Origin of the sequence: Sediminibacillus dalangtanensis, assembly GCF_017792025.1 — a bacterium.
In the GTDB taxonomy this organism is placed as follows: Bacteria; Bacillota; Bacilli; order Bacillales; family Amphibacillaceae; genus Sediminibacillus; species Sediminibacillus dalangtanensis.
Window position 1 is genome coordinate 1,616,879 of sequence record NZ_CP046956.1, and the last position, 18,723, is coordinate 1,635,601.

The 18,723-nt window shown below is 42.0% G+C and carries 15 protein-coding genes; 10 read left to right on the forward strand and 5 right to left on the reverse strand.

Features of this window, described 5'->3' with window-relative positions; translation table 11 throughout:
* The first annotated feature begins 15 nt into the window (after positions 1 to 15).
* The 3 genes from ERJ70_RS08175 (at position 16) to ERJ70_RS08185 (ending at position 3,096) form a co-directional block, all read left to right on the forward strand.
* Positions 16 to 1,347: a cytochrome ubiquinol oxidase subunit I gene (locus ERJ70_RS08175; protein WP_374099810.1), complete on the forward strand. Its 1,332-nt coding sequence runs from the start codon at positions 16 to 18 to the stop codon at positions 1,345 to 1,347.
* On the forward strand, positions 1,344 to 2,357 hold the full coding sequence (locus ERJ70_RS08180; protein ID WP_209368502.1) for a cytochrome d ubiquinol oxidase subunit II: 1,014 nt from the start codon (positions 1,344 to 1,346) through the stop codon (positions 2,355 to 2,357). Before ERJ70_RS08175 ends, ERJ70_RS08180 begins: the two co-directional genes overlap by 4 nt.
* Positions 2,358 to 2,427: 70 nt before the next feature.
* A complete protein-coding gene (locus ERJ70_RS08185; RefSeq protein WP_209368504.1) occupies positions 2,428 to 3,096 on the forward strand; it encodes a potassium channel family protein in 669 nt (222 codons plus the stop codon).
* A gap of 272 nt (positions 3,097 to 3,368) precedes the next feature.
* Here the strand turns inward: ERJ70_RS08185 and rnjA are convergent, their stop codons facing one another.
* Both rnjA and ERJ70_RS08195 read right to left on the reverse strand, forming a co-directional pair.
* Positions 3,369 to 5,036, reverse strand: a complete 1,668-nt coding sequence (gene rnjA / locus ERJ70_RS08190) for a ribonuclease J1 (protein WP_209368506.1) — start codon at positions 5,034 to 5,036, stop codon at positions 3,369 to 3,371.
* A gap of 3 nt (positions 5,037 to 5,039) precedes the next feature.
* Entirely contained in the window at positions 5,040 to 5,249 is a 210-nt protein-coding gene (locus ERJ70_RS08195) for a DNA-dependent RNA polymerase subunit epsilon (protein ID WP_209368508.1), read from the reverse strand.
* A 517-nt stretch (positions 5,250 to 5,766) separates the two neighbouring features.
* On the opposite strand from ERJ70_RS08195, the gene ERJ70_RS08200 reads away from it, so the two are divergent.
* Positions 5,767 to 6,540 (forward strand): Cof-type HAD-IIB family hydrolase, encoded by a 774-nt coding sequence (locus ERJ70_RS08200; protein WP_209368509.1) that lies wholly within the window; start codon positions 5,767 to 5,769, stop codon positions 6,538 to 6,540.
* Between the two features lie 141 nt (positions 6,541 to 6,681).
* Here the strand turns inward: ERJ70_RS08200 and def are convergent, their stop codons facing one another.
* Positions 6,682 to 7,233, reverse strand: a complete 552-nt coding sequence (gene def, locus ERJ70_RS08205) for a peptide deformylase (protein ID WP_209368511.1) — start codon at positions 7,231 to 7,233, stop codon at positions 6,682 to 6,684.
* Between the two features lie 239 nt (positions 7,234 to 7,472).
* Here def and ERJ70_RS08210 point away from each other — a divergent pair, with 239 nt between their 5' ends.
* The 5 genes from ERJ70_RS08210 (at position 7,473) to lpdA (ending at position 13,994) form a co-directional block, all read left to right on the forward strand.
* On the forward strand, positions 7,473 to 8,216 hold the full coding sequence (locus tag ERJ70_RS08210) for a YkyA family protein (RefSeq protein ID WP_245208152.1): 744 nt from the start codon (positions 7,473 to 7,475) through the stop codon (positions 8,214 to 8,216).
* 974 nt (positions 8,217 to 9,190) lie between these two features.
* Entirely contained in the window at positions 9,191 to 10,273 is a 1,083-nt protein-coding gene (gene pdhA, locus ERJ70_RS08215; RefSeq protein WP_209368513.1) for a pyruvate dehydrogenase (acetyl-transferring) E1 component subunit alpha, read from the forward strand.
* A 3-nt stretch (positions 10,274 to 10,276) separates the two neighbouring features.
* A complete protein-coding gene (locus tag ERJ70_RS08220) occupies positions 10,277 to 11,254 on the forward strand; it encodes an alpha-ketoacid dehydrogenase subunit beta (RefSeq protein WP_209368515.1) in 978 nt (325 codons plus the stop codon).
* Between the two features lie 28 nt (positions 11,255 to 11,282).
* Complete coding sequence (locus ERJ70_RS08225; RefSeq protein ID WP_209368517.1) at positions 11,283 to 12,581, forward strand: dihydrolipoamide acetyltransferase family protein; 1,299 nt, start codon at positions 11,283 to 11,285, stop codon at positions 12,579 to 12,581.
* A 3-nt stretch (positions 12,582 to 12,584) separates the two neighbouring features.
* The gene (gene lpdA, locus ERJ70_RS08230; RefSeq protein ID WP_209368519.1) at positions 12,585 to 13,994 is read left to right on the forward strand and encodes a dihydrolipoyl dehydrogenase; all 1,410 of its coding nucleotides are present in this window, start codon (positions 12,585 to 12,587) and stop codon (positions 13,992 to 13,994) included.
* A 629-nt stretch (positions 13,995 to 14,623) separates the two neighbouring features.
* Here lpdA and ERJ70_RS08235 read toward each other — a convergent pair.
* Together ERJ70_RS08235 and ERJ70_RS08240 are read right to left on the reverse strand one after the other, a co-directional pair.
* Complete coding sequence (locus ERJ70_RS08235; protein WP_209368521.1) at positions 14,624 to 15,004, reverse strand: hypothetical protein; 381 nt, start codon at positions 15,002 to 15,004, stop codon at positions 14,624 to 14,626.
* 911 nt (positions 15,005 to 15,915) lie between these two features.
* Positions 15,916 to 17,457, reverse strand: a complete 1,542-nt coding sequence (locus ERJ70_RS08240; RefSeq protein WP_209368523.1) for a glycine betaine uptake BCCT transporter — start codon at positions 17,455 to 17,457, stop codon at positions 15,916 to 15,918.
* Between the two features lie 374 nt (positions 17,458 to 17,831).
* Between ERJ70_RS08240 and ERJ70_RS08245 the strand changes: the two genes are divergently transcribed.
* Positions 17,832 to 18,713, forward strand: a complete 882-nt coding sequence (locus ERJ70_RS08245) for a polysaccharide deacetylase family protein (RefSeq protein ID WP_209368526.1) — start codon at positions 17,832 to 17,834, stop codon at positions 18,711 to 18,713.
* Positions 18,714 to 18,723: the final 10 nt, after the last annotated feature.

Below are 18,723 nucleotides of genomic sequence, written 5' to 3' on the forward strand. Positions count from 1 at the left end.
GCTGATAGTGTAGCGATGAGCAGAGCGTTGACATCATTGACGCTGGGCTTTCACATTATATTTGCAACCATCGGGGTCGGTGTTCCATTGATGATTTCGATTGCTGAATTCATTGGAATAAAAAAAGGTGATGCGCATTACATCTTGCTTGCTAGAAGATGGACACGCGGTTTTGTCATAACCGTTGCAATCGGGGTGGTGACTGGTACTGCAATTGGGCTTCAGCTATCTTTATTATGGCCAAGCTTTATGCAAATTGCAGGAAATGTTATCAGCCTTCCGCTATTCATGGAAACTTTTGCCTTCTTTTTTGAAGCCATATTTCTCGGTGCATATTTGTATACGTGGGATCGTTTTAAAAACCCGTTTTATCATTGGATATTATCCATACCTGTAATCATTGGTTCTACCATGTCTGCGGTTTTTATCACGACGGTAAATGCGTTTATGAATGCGCCGCAAGGTTTTGAATTAAATGGACGAACCATTACGTCCATCGATCCAATTGCTGCTGTATTGAATCCGGCGACACCTGCCAAAGTTTTTCATGTGGTGACATCCGCTTATTTGGCATCTGCCGCTATATTGGCTGCCATTACTGCGTTTAACATATTGAAGAAAAAAACCAATCCGTACCATAAAAAAGCGTTGAAGCTTACGATGATATCCACTTTGGCTTTTGCACTCGCCACTGCTATTGCAGGTGACGTATCAGCAAAATATTTAGCAGAACACCAGCCAGAAAAACTTGCGACTTATGAATGGCATTTTGATACCGAAAGAGGTGCGGATTTAATACTGTTTGGCACACTGAATGAAGAAAACGAAGTGGAACATGCTATCCGGCTGCCGAACTTTTTAAGCTTTCTGTCTTTCGGCGATTTCAACAGTGAAGTGTCAGGACTGGAAGAATTCGATGAAGAATTGGTCCCTCCATTATGGATTCATTATTTATTTGACGGAATGGTGACACTTGGTATGTTTGCCCTTGGAATTTCCATGCTTTATTTGATTTCGCTTAGAATCCGACGTTGGAATGAAGAACACCCGCTGCTTTTATGGCTGATTATTATCAATGGTCCGCTAGCCATGCTTGCCATTGAATTTGGCTGGATTCTTGCTGAGGTGGGGCGCCAACCATGGATCTTGAGAGGTTATATGAAGGTGGCAGAAGCCGCGACGACTTCTCCGCATGTTGGCTGGATGTTTTTGTTGTTTTTAGGATTATATATCGTTTTGGGGGTCATCGGTGTACGGGTATTGAGAAAGCTATTTAAAAACAATCCGGTTGAATTAGAGCTTGAGCAGCGATTTCCCCACATTGCAAAAAAGGATGATGACCAATGAGTTATGAAATGATAGGAATTATCGTCCTGTGGCTGTTTCTTTATGGTTATTTGATTGTCGCTTCGGTTGATTTTGGTGCAGGATTCTTTGCGTACTATGCAAAGCTCACCAACAACGACCATATTATCAACCAGTTGATATCCAGATACCTTTCACCTGTCTGGGAAGTGACCAACGTTTTCTTTGTCTTTTTCTTTGTAGGCCTTGTCGGTTTTTTTCCTGATACCGCTTATTATTACGGCCAGACCTTGCTGATACCAGGTAGCATTGCTATTGTATTATTGGCTGTAAGAGGATCATTCTATGCCTTTGAGAATTATGGTTCGAAGAAAAGCAATATCTATATGTTTCTGTATGGCGCCACTGGACTTCTTATTCCTGCATCCTTGTCGACAGCGATGACTATTTCGGAAGGCGGTTTTATACAAGAAACGGAGGAAGGGGTGGTTTTGCTTACAAAGGATTTGATGACAAGTCCTTATTCTTGGAGTGTCGTGTTTTTGGCGATTGTTTCCGTGCTTTATATCAGTTCAGCATTTCTAAGTTTTTATGCAAACCGGGCGAATGACCGAAAAGCATTAGAACTTGTAAGGAAATATGCTTTGTTTTGGAGCTTCCCGACTATTATCGCTTCTTTGACTACCTTTATTGCGCTGAGCCAGCATAACATCGAACACTATCAAAATATGATTGATTTGTGGTGGGTGTTCGGGTTGTCGCTCGTTTGTTTTTCAGCTGCAATGTGGCTAATATACCGGGGTATTTATTATGGACTTGCATTTATATGCGTAATGCTCCAATTCTTTTTTGCCTTTTTTGGCTACGGAGCAGGGCACCTTCCATATTTGTTATATCCTTATGTCACTGTGGAGCAGGGGGCGACACATGAGGCGATGGGTATTGCCCTGGTGAGTGCGTTTATATTAGGGTTGCTGTTGCTGATTCCTTCTCTGTATATGCTGATGCGTATGTTTTTATTTGATGCAGATTATGTAAAAGGCAAAAAGTAGCTTCCCCTGCCTCTTCTTCAGAAAATATGGTAGAATGATGAAAGTATTGATTAGATATGGAGGAAGAGGCATGGGTAGAGAATTCGCAGTCATCGGACTAGGTCGCTTTGGAGGAAGTATATGTCGCGAACTTAGTAAAGAAGGAATGCATGTATTGGCGATTGATTTGGCTGAAGATAAAGTCAATGAGTTTAAAAATATTGCGTCGCATGCAGTTATTGCTGATACCACAGATGAAAAGGTGTTAAAAGAATTGGGAATCAGGAATTTTGATCACGTGATTGTCGCAATCGGTGATAATATTCAATCCAGTATTTTGACGACCTTGATGCTGAAGGAATTAGGGATTAGTAAAATAACGGTAAAAGCGCAAAACGATTACCATGAAAAAGTATTAAATAAGATTGGTGCAGACCATGTTGTCCATCCGGAAAGGGATATGGGGAAAAGGATAGCCCACAGTATGATTTCCAACAATATTCTGGACCACTTGGAACTTTCGGATGAATATAGCATAGCAGAAGTGAAGGCTGGCAGGAAGATGAGTGGGAAAACGTTGATTGATTTAGATATTCGTGCGAATTATGGCTGTAACGTAGTGGCCATTAAACAGGCTAAGGATATTAACGTATCCCCAATGCCGGACGAAGTTATTTCGCATGATGATGTATTGATTGTCATTGGAGCAGATAAAGATATAAGCAGGTTTGAAAAACACTTAGTTGTAGATGAAGACTAAACGGAAAAACGAGATAGGGTCAATAAGGGCCAAAGCAAAAACCAAACGGTTCGAATGGACTCGTTCGGTTTTTTGTTTTACCTATGAACTGTTAATGAACTTGACAAATAATAAGCGATAGTAGCTTTCTATCAAGAATGGTGGCAAGTACTACACCTAGGTCAGATATTCCGCTTTCTGAGGAAGTTTCGAGCTCTAAGAAAACTGGACACCAAAAACAAACGGAGACTGATTTCGGCTATTAAAACCGCTGATCAGTCTCCGTCTTCAAGTTAAACTTCCATAATGATTGGTAAGACCATAGGCTTCCGTTTCGTTTTCTCGTATAGGAAAGGGGCAATTGTATCGGTAATTTCATTTTTGATTTCCGACCATTGTGTTGTTCGTCTCTCCATCACTTTGTTCAAGTGGGATGAAACAAGTTTTTGGGCCTCTTTGATAAGATCTTCCGATTCCCTCATATACACGAAACCACGAGAAATAATGTCAGGACCTGAGGCGATTTTGAACTCTTTCATATTGATACTTACGACTACCATGACTAAGCCTTCTTCTGAAAGAATACGGCGGTCTCGAAGAACTATGTTTCCGATATCCCCGATACCACTGCCGTCAACATAGACGGATCCGGAAGGGATTTTGCCGGCTACCGCAGCATTGTCTTTGCCAAGCGCGAGTACATCGCCATTATCCATGACAAAACAATTACCTGGATCAATATCACAAGCGTTGGCCAGCTTTGTATGTTCTTTCAGCATTCTGTATTCTCCGTGTATCGCCATGAAATACTTAGGCCTGATAAGGCGTAGCATCAGCATTTGTTCCTGTTGGCTGCCGTGACCCGAAGTATGAATGTCATTTAGCGGTCCGTGGATGACATCCGCACCAGCCCGATATAGCATGTTGATGGTTCTGCTGACGCTTACGGTGTTTCCAGGGATTGGAGAGGAAGAAAATACAACCGTATCGCCAGGGATGATCTGAATTTGCCGGTGCGTTCCATTGGCAACTCGGGAAAGGGCGGCCATTGGTTCGCCTTGGGATCCGGTGCAAAGAATCGTCACTTCATTTGCCGGAAGTCTGTTAAGCTGGTGAGCATCGATAAAGGTATCTTTGGGAGCCTTAATATATCCGAGCTCCTGACCAATATTGATAGACGCTTCCATACTTCTACCGAAAACTGCCACTTTGCGGTTGTGCCGCACGGCGGACTCAACTACCTGTTGGAGTCGGTGGATGTTGGAAGCAAAGGTTGCGAAAATTAATCTGCCGCTAGTTCTTGCGAAAATATCGCTGATGCTTTCCCCTACTACACGCTCGGACTTGGTAAAACCAGGTACCTCACTGTTGGTACTGTCTGATAATAAACAAAGGACACCTTCTTTGCCGATTTCGGCCATTTTCGCCAGGTTTGCTGGTTCTCCTACCGGTGTGAAATCAAATTTGAAGTCTCCGGTATGAACGATGTTTCCTGGAGGTGTTTTGATTACGATTCCATAGGAATCAGGGATGCTATGAGTGGTTCTGAAAAAGGTAACTGATGTTTTACGAAATTTAATAACGTCGTCTTCTTGAAATGGATATAACTTCGCATTTCGCAATAGACCATGCTCGTCCAGTTTGTTTTTGATTAATCCAATCGCAAGTTTTCCAGCATAAATTGGGACATTGATTTGCTTCAGCAGATAAGGAATCCCGCCGATATGGTCCTCGTGTCCGTGGGTGATGAATACCCCTTTGATTTTATCTTGGTTTTGCACCAGGTAGGTGTAATCAGGAATGACATAATCAATGCCCAGCAATTCATCTTCGGGAAATTTTATACCCGAATCCACGATAATAATCTCATCCTGGAACTGAATCCCATACATGTTTTTGCCGATTTCTCCAAGCCCGCCAAGTGCAAAAACGGCTGTCTGATCATTCTTTACAAATTTCATTGACTAAACAGACTCCACTTTATAATCAGGAGATTGTTTTTCATACTCCAAATGTGTTTCATCAAGTTGCTGGATAAACTCGATATTAATGTTGCGACTGGCTAGTTCTTTTCTAACTTGTCGTTCTGATTCAGCCTCAAAGTATAAGCTTTTCGTGCGTTCCCGCACTGGTATTTCTTCCGGTAACTCCTGGTAAAGAACTTTATATACCATAAAATATATCTCTCCTTAATCTTGTATTACCAGTTATATCCTTTTTCATAGCATGTTTATTATCAGTAAAATACAGTAATCAACAAACGCAGCAGGGTTTTCACTTAGCGGCAGTCATTTTCAAATGTACTAGGTACGCCTTTGCGACCGCGTCCTAACAGACCTTTCCATTGTTTTTTTAACTTTTCCCTCAAACGTTTTAACATTATTACTTACAGCTCCTTTCCTTATACACAAAGAAAAGCAACAGAAAAACGTTTACCGATCCAATCCCTATTAATTTATAGTATAGTATGAAATGGCAAATATTGAAATAGAAACGCGTCTCTAAATTTATTTTTTTCTGTTTCAGCCGAATTATCTTGAGTTTTTTGCTGCCTCGTGTAATGATATTTTTTACTTAAAGAGTCAACTTATACTAGCTTAAAACAGAAATGCTTGTTTTTTGTGAAGCCAATTATTTGTGAAGTGCCGAATCGATCGGCAGTTGTTCAATTTGGATGTAGGGGGAAGGAAAATGGCTGATAAAATTGTATTTCTCGATATAGACGGAACCATCGTAGATCATGAAAAAAAGATACCAACTGAAACCAAACAAGCAGTAAAGTCGCTAAAAGAACAAGGGGTTTATGTTGCCATTGCGACAGGAAGAGCTCCTTTTATGATTAAAGATATTTGTAGAGAATTGGATATAAATTCCTACGTCTGCTTTAACGGCCAATATGTCGTTCTCGAAGGCAAAACTGTTTATGAGCACCCGTTGACGGTTGAGCAGTTGACCGCTCTCTCTAAAAAAGCAGAACAGTCTGGTCATGCCATGGTGTTTATGAACCATGAAGGGATGCGGGCTTCCATTAAGGAGGACCCATTTATTGCGGATAGTTTGTCCAGCTTGAAGTTTGCTTACCCGGAAGTCGATCCTGACTACTTTTATAAAAAGCAAATATATCAGGCATTGTTGTTTTGTAAAGATCAAGAAGAAAAAATGTATCAGGATAACGATGATTATTTTACGCTCATCCGGTGGCATGACTACTCCTGTGATGTTTTACCTGGAGGAGGATCAAAGGCTGTAGGAGTAGAAAAACTGATCGAGGCGAGCGGACTTAATAGTGCTGATGCATATGCATTTGGCGACGGTCTCAATGATATTGAAATGATCAAACATGTTGGAACAGGGGTTGCCATGGGGAATGCAGTACCAGAACTGAAAGCGGTGGCAAACCATATTATCGGGAATGTAGATGAGGCAGGTCTCGCTAAAGGAATGGTGCAAATCGGCCTATTATGACTTGAACGTGATGATTTTCTCCTTGGGTTGCATTTCAGTAGAAATGCTCTTGGTACGAGGCTATCCGGAAAGGCAGGAGCCATCGTATGCAACAGGCTGTCCGATAAGGAATACCAATTATCGGACAGCCTGTTTTCAGGTTTATTCTATTGGTTTGGAATTTTCTGGAACTTCGAACGGGTTAACTGGATTAATATAATCATAAAACATAATGCCGTTTAAATGATCGATTTCATGTTGGAAAACAATGGCGGCATATCCCTTTAGCCGAAGTTTAACTGGATTTCCTTCCAAATCAGTTGCCTTTACAGTAATCCGTGCATATCGAGGGACATAACCCGGGACTTCCCGATCAACGGACAAACATCCTTCTCCTGTGGAAAGGTACGCTTTCTCAACAGAATGACTGACAATTCGCGGATTGAACAAGCCATAACTGTATTGTTTGCCATCGAAATCCTCTAAATGGACGGCGATCATCCGCTTTGGTATTCCTATTTGCGGAGCAGCGAGTCCCACCCCTGCGCGTAAATTATATTGTTCGGCAATTTTTTCATCCTGGCTATTTTTTAGGAATTGCAACATTTCCTTAAGTGTTTCTGTTTCCTCTTCTGTTGCAGGCAGAGAAACCTCTTCGGCTGTTTTTGTTAAAATCGGATTGCCTTCCCGGACAATATCATCCATTGTTATCATATCTTTCACTCCTAAGCTGCAAACTATGGTGATTTTTAGTTTAACACATTACCGTGGAAAGCGGGAATTGAAATACTTTTCCAGACAAATAAGAATGTTTGGGGGCTGTCCTCATAAACTAAAACAAGGAATAATGCGGTTGAAAAACTGCTTTATAAACCGTTGGATTTATTATATGATGGAAAACGTAATTGAATCTACATAAAAGATATTCAACTACGAAGATAGGAGGGGAATCATTGCCAAGGAACCGTATTATAATCCTTTTAGGGATACTTTTAATGTTGCTGGCTGCCTGTAATAGTCAGTCCACGGAAGAAAAAATGTACGAGCATTTAGAGGAGGCAGTTTCACAGGAAGATGTTTTTGCGGAACAACAGCAACCTTTAGTGGAACTCGAGCAGCAGGAAAAAGAGTTATATAATGAAATTATCTCCTTGGGGATGGAAGAATTTGATCAAGTGAAAGAATTGTCGGAGGAAGCTTTAGGTCTGATAGACAAACGGGAAGAACGACTTAAGGCGGAAAAGGAGAGCATTGAATCGGCAAAGTCAGAATTCGATAAAATTGATTCATTGGTTGATGAATTGGAAGATGACCAGGTTCAATCTACTGCCAACGAGATGATCAGTGTTATGGATGAAAGGGAGCAGGCATATCAAGCATTGAACGAGGCCTACCACTCAGCCTTGGAACAGGATCGGAAGTTGTATCAAATGTTGCAGCAGGAAGACTTGCAAGAGGAAGATCTAAGGGCCCAAATCGATGTTATCAATGAAAATTATGACAAGGTAATTGCTGCCAATGAAACATTTAATGACAAAACAGAAGCCTATAATCAATTGAAGCAAGATTTTTATGAACAGGCCGAATTGAATGTCGAATATGAGAATCAATCGGAAAGTGAATCTAACAAACAAAGCGAATCGGACGAAGATGCTCAAGAAGACGAGCAAGATCAAGAGAACACGAAGGATGAATAACTAGTTGAACCCTCCAAACTGAAATGGAGGGTTTTTTAACTGTATAGGAAATGATAAATTTAATTGTCTGTGGATAATTATTGGCTGAACCAGCCACGTCCAGCTCCAGCGCCTACCCCCTCGAGGTCTTAAGCCCACCCTCTATGTGGCAAAAAGCGCCACGCCGAGGCTGTTCTTAAGCTTGTCAGATGCCCAAACGATGTGGGTCATGCAGGCGTTGCCACAGGACGTGGCGGCTTTAGCCTGTGCTCCTTTAAACAGGCGCTTGTGCTTTTGTTCTTATATCCTCTAAAACTGCTGCTTATACAGAAGTTGTAACACACTAAACTTCTATCAATACATCCTATGTCTAACAGGATCACTAGCATGTCCTCCTATCATTGGTTAAGCAATCACTTAATTATTACAAAAACAAGAGCCACTTAAATAAAAATAAGACCGTGCCTGCAGGCTCTTTAATCGGTAAATTTTCTTTGTGAGAAGAGCAGGATGATGGGCTGTTTCTGCATCTACTAATGAATTTACCCAAAAGCTATTGATACAGTTAGCTGAAAATCCTGAAACAGCTACAAGATATAAATGAAGGCCGTCGTGTTGGCGGATCTCTCGCCAGGAATTTACTCATAGAAAAAAATACAATCCACAAAGGTAAAGTGTTTGACCATCCCATACGAATGAGCTAAAATTAAACCAGAGTGAAAATTGTACCAGTCAATTTAAAGATAAACTATGTAACAGTTTGTTGATTGCTTTATCAAACGATTAAGTAATTGAAATAAAGGGTATTGTATTTTTATCATAATTGGTACAGATTTTTTAAACTTTTGGGAAGGCTAGAACCATAAAGGATTATTGCCTTTGTGCGTGCTTTCTGTTCAAGTTGCCGAAAAGTTGTTTCGGCCCACTCAGTATTACTTACCCCGTATGGTCGGGGACAAATCTAAAGGATAAGAGAAAGGAAGAGGTGAGTCGATTTGAAACGTACTCTTGAAAACATCGAAAACCAATTTGAAACGTTTCGAATTCTGAATGAAGACGGCGAGATCATCAATGAAGATGCTATGCCTGATCTTTCGGATGATGAATTGAAAGAACTTATGCACAGAATGGTGTATACCCGTATCCTGGATCAACGCTCCATTGCGCTGAATAGACAAGGGCGACTGGGATTCTATGCTCCGACTGCCGGTCAGGAAGCTTCTCAATTGGGAACACATTATGCATTGGAGAAAGAAGACTTTATTCTTCCGGCTTACCGTGATGTGCCTCAATTGATCTGGCACGGCCTGCCGTTGTATCAAGCATTCTTGTTCTCCCGTGGACATTTCCATGGCAACCAGATGCCTGAAGGTGTAAATGCACTAAGTCCACAAATCATCATCGGTGCTCAATATACCCAAGCTGCCGGTGTAGCACTTGGTATGAAGCGCCGCGGTAAAAAATCAGTTGCAATTACTTATACTGGTGACGGCGGTACTTCCCAAGGTGACTTCTACGAAGGAATCAACTTTGCGGGTGCTTATCAAGCTCCAGCAATTTTCGTGGTGCAAAACAACCAATTTGCAATCTCTGTACCTGTTGAGCAGCAAACTGCAGCTACAACATTGGCGCAAAAAGCGGTTGCTGCAGGAATTGAGGGCATCCAGGTAGACGGTATGGATGTATTGGCTGTATTTGCAGCAACGAAAGAAGCGCGTGAACGTGCCATTAACGGAGAAGGTCCTACCTTGATTGAAACATTGACTTATCGTTACGGACCGCACACAATGGCTGGCGACGACCCGACTCGTTACCGTACAGAAAACATGGATAATGAGTGGGAAAAACGCGATCCGCTTGTACGTTTCCGCAGCTTCCTCGAGAAGAAAGGCCTATGGTCGGAAGAGGAAGAAAACAAAGTAATTGAACAGGCAAAAGAAGAAATTAAAGCGGCAATCAAAAAAGCCGACGAACAGCCAAAACAAAAGGTAACAGACCTCATCAAGAATATGTATGAAGAACTTCCTTCCCATTTGGAAGAACAGTTGGAAGAATACACAGAAAAGGAGTCGAAGTAAATCATGGCTCAAATGACAATGATCCAAGCAATTACAGATGCCTTGCGCACTGAATTGAAAAATGATGAAAATGTGCTGGTTTACGGAGAAGACGTCGGTAAAAACGGCGGTGTTTTCCGTGCCACTGAAGGGCTGCAAGATGAATTCGGAGAAGACCGCGTATTTGACACCCCGCTTGCTGAATCAGGCATCGGCGGTATTTCCATCGGTCTGGCTTTGCAAGGATTCCGTCCAGTACCTGAAATTCAATTCTTTGGCTTCGTTTATGAAGCGATGGATGCCATCAACGGTCAAATGGCCCGTATGCGTTATCGTTCAGGCGGTACAAAGGCGCAGCCTGTTACAATCCGTTCACCATTCGGCGGTGGGGTTCACACTCCAGAATTGCACGCCGATTCTTTGGAGGGATTGATTGCGCAACAGCCTGGTATGAAAGTTGTCATTCCTTCTTCTCCTTATGATGCAAAAGGTTTGTTGATTTCATCCATCCGCGACAACGATCCGGTCGTTTTTCTTGAGCACATGAAGCTTTACCGTTCTTTCCGTGAGGAAGTGCCGGAAGAAGAATACACGATTGATCTTGGAAAAGCCGAAGTGAAACGTGAAGGAACGGATGTAACGCTTGTAGCTTATGGTGCAATGGTCCATTCTTCTTTGAAAGCTGCTGAAGAGCTGGAAAAGAATGGCGTAAGCGCGGAAGTAATCGACTTAAGAACCGTAATGCCAATCGATATGGATACAATCTTGGAATCTGTGAAGAAAACAAATCGGGTAGTAGTGGTACAGGAAGCACAACGCCAAGCTGGTGTGGCAGCGCACATCATTGCTGAAATTCAAGAACGTGCGATTCTTCATCTGGAAGCTCCTGTATTGCGAGTTACTGCTCCTGATACAGTATATGCGTTCTCTCAAGCAGAAGAAGTTTGGCTTCCAAACTATAACGACATAATTGAAAGAGTCAACCAAGTAGTTAATTTCTAAAGAGAACCTGAGATAGGAGGCAATATAAATGGCTTTTGAATTCAAGCTTCCGGATATCGGTGAAGGTATCCATGAAGGTGAAATAGTAAAATGGTTCGTAAAAGAAGGCGACCAGGTCAATGAAGATGACGTGCTTTGCGAAGTACAAAACGACAAGGCTGTTGTTGAAATTCCATCTCCTGTAGAGGGGACAGTCAAAGATGTGAAAGTGGAAGAAGGAACGGTTGCCGTTGTAGGTGACGTCATTATCACGCTTGACGCAGAAGGTTATGAATCAGAAGACAGTGGAGAGGAAGAAGCTCCTGCAAAAGAAGAAGAACCTTCTGAGTCAGAAGAAAAACCTGCTGCTGATCAAGAGCAGCCTGCTGCAAGTGAAGAGGACAGCGCTGAAGATTCTGACAGACGTGTCATTGCTATGCCTTCTGTACGTAAATATGCCCGCGACAACAACGTGAAAATCGCGAAGGTACAGGGTACAGGTAAAAATGGCCGAGTTACCAAAGAAGATGTAGACAGTTACTTGAACGGAGGACAGCAGCCTGCCGCTGATCAAGCAGAACAACAACAGCCGGCTGAGGACCAATCTGCTGCTCCTGCTACTGCTCAAACAGTTCCGGAAGGCGAATTCCCTGAAACTCGCGAGAAAATGAGCGGCATCCGCAAATCTATCGCTAAAGCGATGGTTAATTCGAAAACAAAAGCTCCTCACGTAACACTTCATGATGAAGTGGACGTAACTGAGCTAGTAGCACACAGAAAGAAATTCAAAGCAGTTGCTGCTGAACAAGAAATCAAGCTGACCTATCTACCTTATGTCGTAAAAGCTTTGGTTTCATCCCTGAGAAAATATCCGATTTTAAATGCATCCATTGATGAAAATACCGATGAAATCGTTCAAAAACATTACTATAATATCGGTATTGCTGCTGATACGGATAAAGGATTGCTAGTACCAGTTGTGAAAAATGCTGATGCTAAATCCATCTTTGCGATTTCTCAAGAAATCAATGAATTGGCAGGCAAAGCAAGAGATGGTAAACTAAGCCCGAATGAAATGAAAGGTGCTTCAAGCACTATTTCCAATATCGGTTCTGCAGGCGGACAGTGGTTCACACCTGTGCTTAACTACCCAGAAGCAGCCATCCTAGGAATTGGACGTATCGCTGAAAAACCTGTTGTACGCGACGGTGAAATTGTGGTAGCTCCAGTATTGAGCCTATCCCTAAGCTTTGATCACCGTATCGTAGACGGCGCTACAGCCCAAATGGCACTAAATCAAATCAAGCGTCTGTTGAACGATCCACAATTAATTATGATGGAGGCGTAAATTATGGTAGTAGGAGATTTCCCGATCGAATTAGATACTTTAGTAGTTGGCGCCGGACCAGGCGGCTATGTAGCCGCCATCCGGGCTGCCCAAACCGGCCAGAAGGTCACCATTGTCGATAAAGGCAATCTGGGGGGCGTCTGCCTAAATGTCGGTTGTATTCCTTCCAAGGCTTTGATTCAAGCAGGTCACCGTGTCGAACAGGCACATGGCGAAGATGAGCTTGGAATTAAAACAGAAAATGTCAGTGTCGATTTCTCAAAAGTTCAAGAATGGAAAGGCACTGTGGTCAATAAACTGACCAGCGGAGTGGAAGGACTTTTAAAAGCGAACAAAGTGGACATTGTGAAAGGGGAAGTTTACTTTGTCGATAAAAATACAGTGAGAGTAATGGACGAGAAAAATTCTCAGACTTATACGTTTAATAACTGTATTATCGCGACGGGCTCAAGCCCGATTGAACTTCCGACTTTCAAATTCTCTGATCGTGTTCTGGATTCCACTGGAGCGCTTAACTTAGGTGAAATTCCTGAGAAATTGGTAGTGATCGGCGGAGGTTATGTCGGAACAGAGCTAGGAACTGCTTATGCCAACTTCGGTACGAAAGTGACGATTTTAGAAGGAACGAAAGATATCCTGGGCGGTTTCGAAAAGCAGATGACTTCTCTTGTGAAGCGTCGTCTGAAGTCTAAAGGCGTAGAAATTGTAACCAACGCAATGGCTAAGGGAGTAGAAGAAACGGATAATGGCGTTAAAGTAACTTATGAGGCAAAAGATAATCAAGAGGTTATCGAAGCTGATTACGTTCTTGTAACAGTCGGTCGACGTCCAAACACTGCTGAAATCGGGCTTGAGCAAGTAGGCATCGAGATGGACGATAAAGGATTGATCAAAATCGACAAGCAGTGCCGTACAAATGTAGATAATATTTTTGCGATTGGTGATATTGTTGCCGGTCCTCCACTTGCTCATAAAGCGTCCTATGAAGGAAAAGTAGCTGCCGAAGTTATCGGCGGAGAAAAGTCTGAGATTGATTATAATGGCATCCCTGCTGTTGTATTCTCCGAGCCGGAACTGGCTACAGTTGGATATGATGAGCAAAGTGCCAAGGATGATGGGTATGAAGTGAAAGCTTCTAAATTCCCATTTGCAGCGAACGGCCGTGCATTATCTCTTAATGATAGTGATGGATTTTTAAAACTTATCACGAGAAAAGATGATGGATTGGTCATTGGAGCACAAATTGCCGGTCCAAATGCCAGTGACATGATTGCTGAACTAGGATTGGCGATTGAAGCAGGAATGACTGCTGAAGATCTTGCACTTACTATTCATGCCCATCCAACACTTGGTGAAATTACCATGGAGGCAGCAGAAGTTGCCCTTGGCTCACCGATTCATATCGCTAAATAATTTGAAATGCAAAAACTCCAGAAGATCAATCTTCTGGAGTTTTTTTCTTGTTATATAGGAAATGATAAATTTAACTGTCTGTGGATCATTATTGGCTGAAACAGCCACGTCCAGCTCCAGCGCCTACCCCCTCGGGTCTTAAAAACAGCCTCTGTGTGGCAAAAAGCGCCACACAGAGGCTGTTTCTTAAGCTTGTCGGAGGCCCAAACGATGTGGGTCATGCAGGCGTTGCCACAGGACGTGGCGGCTTTAGCCTGTTCCTTTAAACAGGCGCTTGCGCTTTTGTCCGTAATAAAGTGTGATCGCTTCATATTGGATTCTATGTAAATGTATTGGTAAGACTCTCACTCCACCATTTCTATGTCGAAAAGCTTATTCCATAATCATAGCAGTTTTGTTCAGTCCCCAGAGGGAAACAAAACTCGCTTTCCGCGTTATAATGCACGGACCTTCCCGCATAACTACTGAAGGGTCTCAGTCGCTCATATCCCGCAGGAGTCTCAGTAACAAAGAAAATCATCCCATTCAGTATAGAACCTGTTACGTAATTCTTTCTGTAAGACAAAAAATTCCACCTCCGAGTAGTAGATTTAACCTGTCGGGGGTGGGAGTAATGCTTTACGGCTTTCTTAATTGACTGTTTTTAGCAGATGCTGTAATACTTCTGATTTTTTTGTATTGCCACTTACAGTTGAAATTGTTTCTCCATCTTTCACGATAACAAGCGATGGATATTCACTAATTTTTTTTCTTTTCGCGGCTTCTTTGGTTGTTTCTTTACGTTCTATATTATCCATTTGCTCAGGATAATCTTGTTTTAAATCCAAAATAGCGGTTAAATATTCATTTTCTATTTTTGGGTTTGAATTGGTTGAATAATAAAAGACCTGATAATCACTTGGGGCGAAGCTTACTTCTTCGATTGGATGCTTCGCATTACAACTTGTTGAAATTAAAACTAAGCCCACAAAAATAAAGGTAAGCCATCTTTGCTTAGTGATATGCCGCACCTTCCTTTTGGTTGATGTCGTATAGCTACATCATAACAAAAAATTCGCCAGTATTAGTCTCTATAACCTAATTGTTAACAAAATGAAACAGGAGTGCGGTTTGTGTAACAAAATGAAATAAAAACGGTTCTCTGTCAAAAGTGGTGGTGTGATTTTTCCTCCCACCCTCTCTTTACAGAATGGGCACTTTTGTTGCCTTTTGTGTAAAGCTCTACTCTTAAAGCACTTCCTTCTTCCTTTACATTCCATACATCCACTTGTTTATCTTAATCCCTAATAATTCGATGATAAAATGACGTTTTACTCATATCCCTCTCTTTTTCCTTTGGTGTCGGCAACTTTAGGGTAACAAAGAGAGAGGGAATGAGTGTATTTTTTTGCCCTGTTCGAATCCGCATCACGACAGGGGACACCACCACATTCAGTATAGAGCCATACAAACTATGGAAGTGTGAAGAGTACCGTATTTTTCCGGTTTAGGAAATGGACTAGTGAAATAAAGAAAAAAGCTAGGACATGCCATAAATCCACTTGCGAAAGCGAACGATAACAGAACGTGAAATTCTAAATGGCCATCTTCCAGTGTTTCAATTTTATTTCACAGGAAGGGCAGTAATTTTTTTCACCCAGTTGTGTGATGAGTGTTTCGCTTCACTCAGGCAGGATACTGCTTTCTAAGGGAAGTATTGCACCACTGACAGGTTATAAGAAAAAGTGCGCTATGGTACAGCTTTCAGGCTATGACAGGGAGATAGTAACACTACTTCATTTCTTGCTATATAGAGGATCGCGAGGCGCTGTAGCTGGGTAGCATCACATTAGAAATTTAGAAGTAAAAAAAAGAAAAACCGAACGGGTTCGTTCGGTTTTTTCGTTGGCCGAGACTCTTTTGGACACAGCTACTTATCATATTATCTATTATCTTTCTTTGGTCGGCGTAAGTCCACTGTTGCTGCTTCCTCACGGAAGGACTTGACCAATGAAAACACGACCAAAATCATAATGATAGCAAATGGAAAAGCGGCAATGATAGAAGCTGTTTGCAACGTTTTCAGACCACCTTGCCATAATAGGATGGCTGCAGCAGCCGATTGGATAATGCCCCAAACAAATTTTATCCTGTTTTGTGGATTCAATCCGCCGCCTGTGGTTTGCATACCCAGCACAAATGTAGCGGAGTCCGCTGATGTGATAAAGAAAGTACTGATTAGCAAAACAGCTAAAATCGACATGATTAAACCGAGAGGATAGGACTCCAATACTGCGAATAATGCAATTTCGGTTCCCATGTCATTTACGTAATGAATGATGTCCTGACCGCCGTAAAATTCAAGGTTGATGGCAGATCCGCCGAAAACCGAGAACCATAATGCGCCAAATATGGTCGGCACCAGAAGAACACCTAATACGAATTCTCGGATTGTTCTTCCTTTTGATACTCTGGCAATAAAAGTACCGACAAATGGAGCCCACGCAATCCACCAGGCCCAATAGAAAATCGTCCAACCCTGAATCCATGTATTATCTTGATCGAACGGGGTAAGCCGGAAACTCATATTGACAATGTTGGCAGCATAATTCCCAAGTGACGTAGTAAATAAATCCATGATGAAGTTAGTCGGCCCGGCAAACAGTAAAAACACCATAAGTAGAATGGCCAATACGATATTCGTATTACTTAAATATTTTATACCTTTGTTAATCCCGGTCATTGCCGACAACAAATAGAGCACAGTTACGATGGCAATTATGATTAGTTGTACAGTTATCGTACGGTCTATACCCGGAAAGATGAAAGCAAGACCGCCGCTGATTTGAATAGCTCCGAGTCCGAGTGAGGTAGCAACACCGAAGATAGTCGCAAACACTACGATAAAGTCGACAAGGGTGCCCCAACCGCCTTTTATTTTTTCACCAAATAATGGCTCCAGAATGGAACTGACCAAACCAGGTGCACCTTTTCTGAATTTAAAATAGGCTAGTGCCAGTGCGATGACAGCGTAGATCCCCCATGGATGCAGGCCCCAGTGGAAGAAGCTGTAACGCATTGCTGTCCGGGCTGCCTCTGGGGACCCCTCGACAATGTTTCCATCTGGCGGAGTATGAAAATGCGACAGTGGTTCCGCAGCTCCCCAGAACACCAAACCAATTCCCATTCCGGCACTGAATAGCATAGCAAACCAGGTTAAGTAGTTATACTCTGGACGGTCCTCTGGTTTACCAAGCCTGATATTGCCGTATTTAGAAAAAATCAAGAATATCGCGAAAACCAGGAATCCCGTAGCTGATAATAAATAGAACCAGCCGAATTTTTCAACGATAAACCCTTGGACTGCACTTGTCACGTTCTCCAAATTGCCATTAGGCAAGACATCATCCGAAATCAAGCCCCAGATGATAAAAATGATAGCTACAGCAAGGGAAATATAAAAAACTCTGGTAATTTTATTCATTTTTTCTCGTTCCTTTCCTTTATAATTTTTTTGACGTAATCAACATTGTTAATAAAACCACAATTATGTATTAAAACATAAATTGTCCATGTTTTAAAATGGTTTGCAAATATCTTGGTGTTCAGGAATGGTCTTAATATGTCCATGTTTTTGAAGGAGATTCTTTCTTTAGGAGGGAAGGGAGGAATGAATTGCTTCGTCAAAACTCGACAGAAACGAACACATAGAATATGATTACCCATCCTTGTAAACCACTAAACACTTTAAAAATCCTTCTTTCTCACTAGAAAATTCTTACGTGGAATGGTTCCCAACTTTTAGTGGATTATTTATAATGAGGAGACAGGAAACGACAAACAGCAGGAGGGAATTTTTTGAAGAAGCTCAAGATTTTATGGATTGGAATAATCGGTGTACTCTTACTTGCCGGCTGTAGCCACTTGTCTACTTCGGCAGGTCCTGACAAAGAGAGTCAGCAAAGTGAAAACGAAGAGGATACCCAGGAACAAACAGATGAGGATAACGTTTCTGAAGGACAAGAAGAACAGAAGGATACAGGTGAGAATGAAGTACAAGAAACAGTACAACCGGAAAGCGGATCGGCTGACAGCGTTATAGAGCCCAAATATGAATTGACAGATACTTGGTCTATCAAACCCATTAAAGATCAAGCGGAAGAGAATGTCGTGCTGTTGACAATTGACGATGCGCCGGACAAGCACGCTCTTGAAATGGCTAAAACATTGAAAGAATTAGATGCCAAAGCAATTTTTTTCGTCAACGGACACTTTCTAGAGAGGGAAGAACAAAAGCAAGTATTAAAGAAAATCCATGATATGGGCTTTTTAATTGGTAACCATACATACCATCATCAAGCTTTAGTCGATGCAACGAAAGAAGAGCAGAAAAAAGAAATTGTCCGTTTGAATGATTTGATTGAGGACATTATTGGAGAAAGGCCGAAATTTTTCAGGGCGCCTAATGGCCAAAATACCGATTATTCAAAGCAGGTTGCGAAAGAGGAAGGGATGCTTCTTATGAATTGGTCTTATGGCTACGATTGGAATGAGGAGTACATGGATGAAGATGCCCTTGCTGACATTATGGTGAATACAGAACTATTGGGTAACGGAGCAAATCTGCTGATGCATGACCGTGAGTGGACCGCAAATGCGCTGGAAGAAATTGTATCTGGTTTGCGGGAAAAAGGGTATGAAATTGTCGATCCGGGTTTAATAAGAACTGCGGATGAGTAAAGCTTTAACT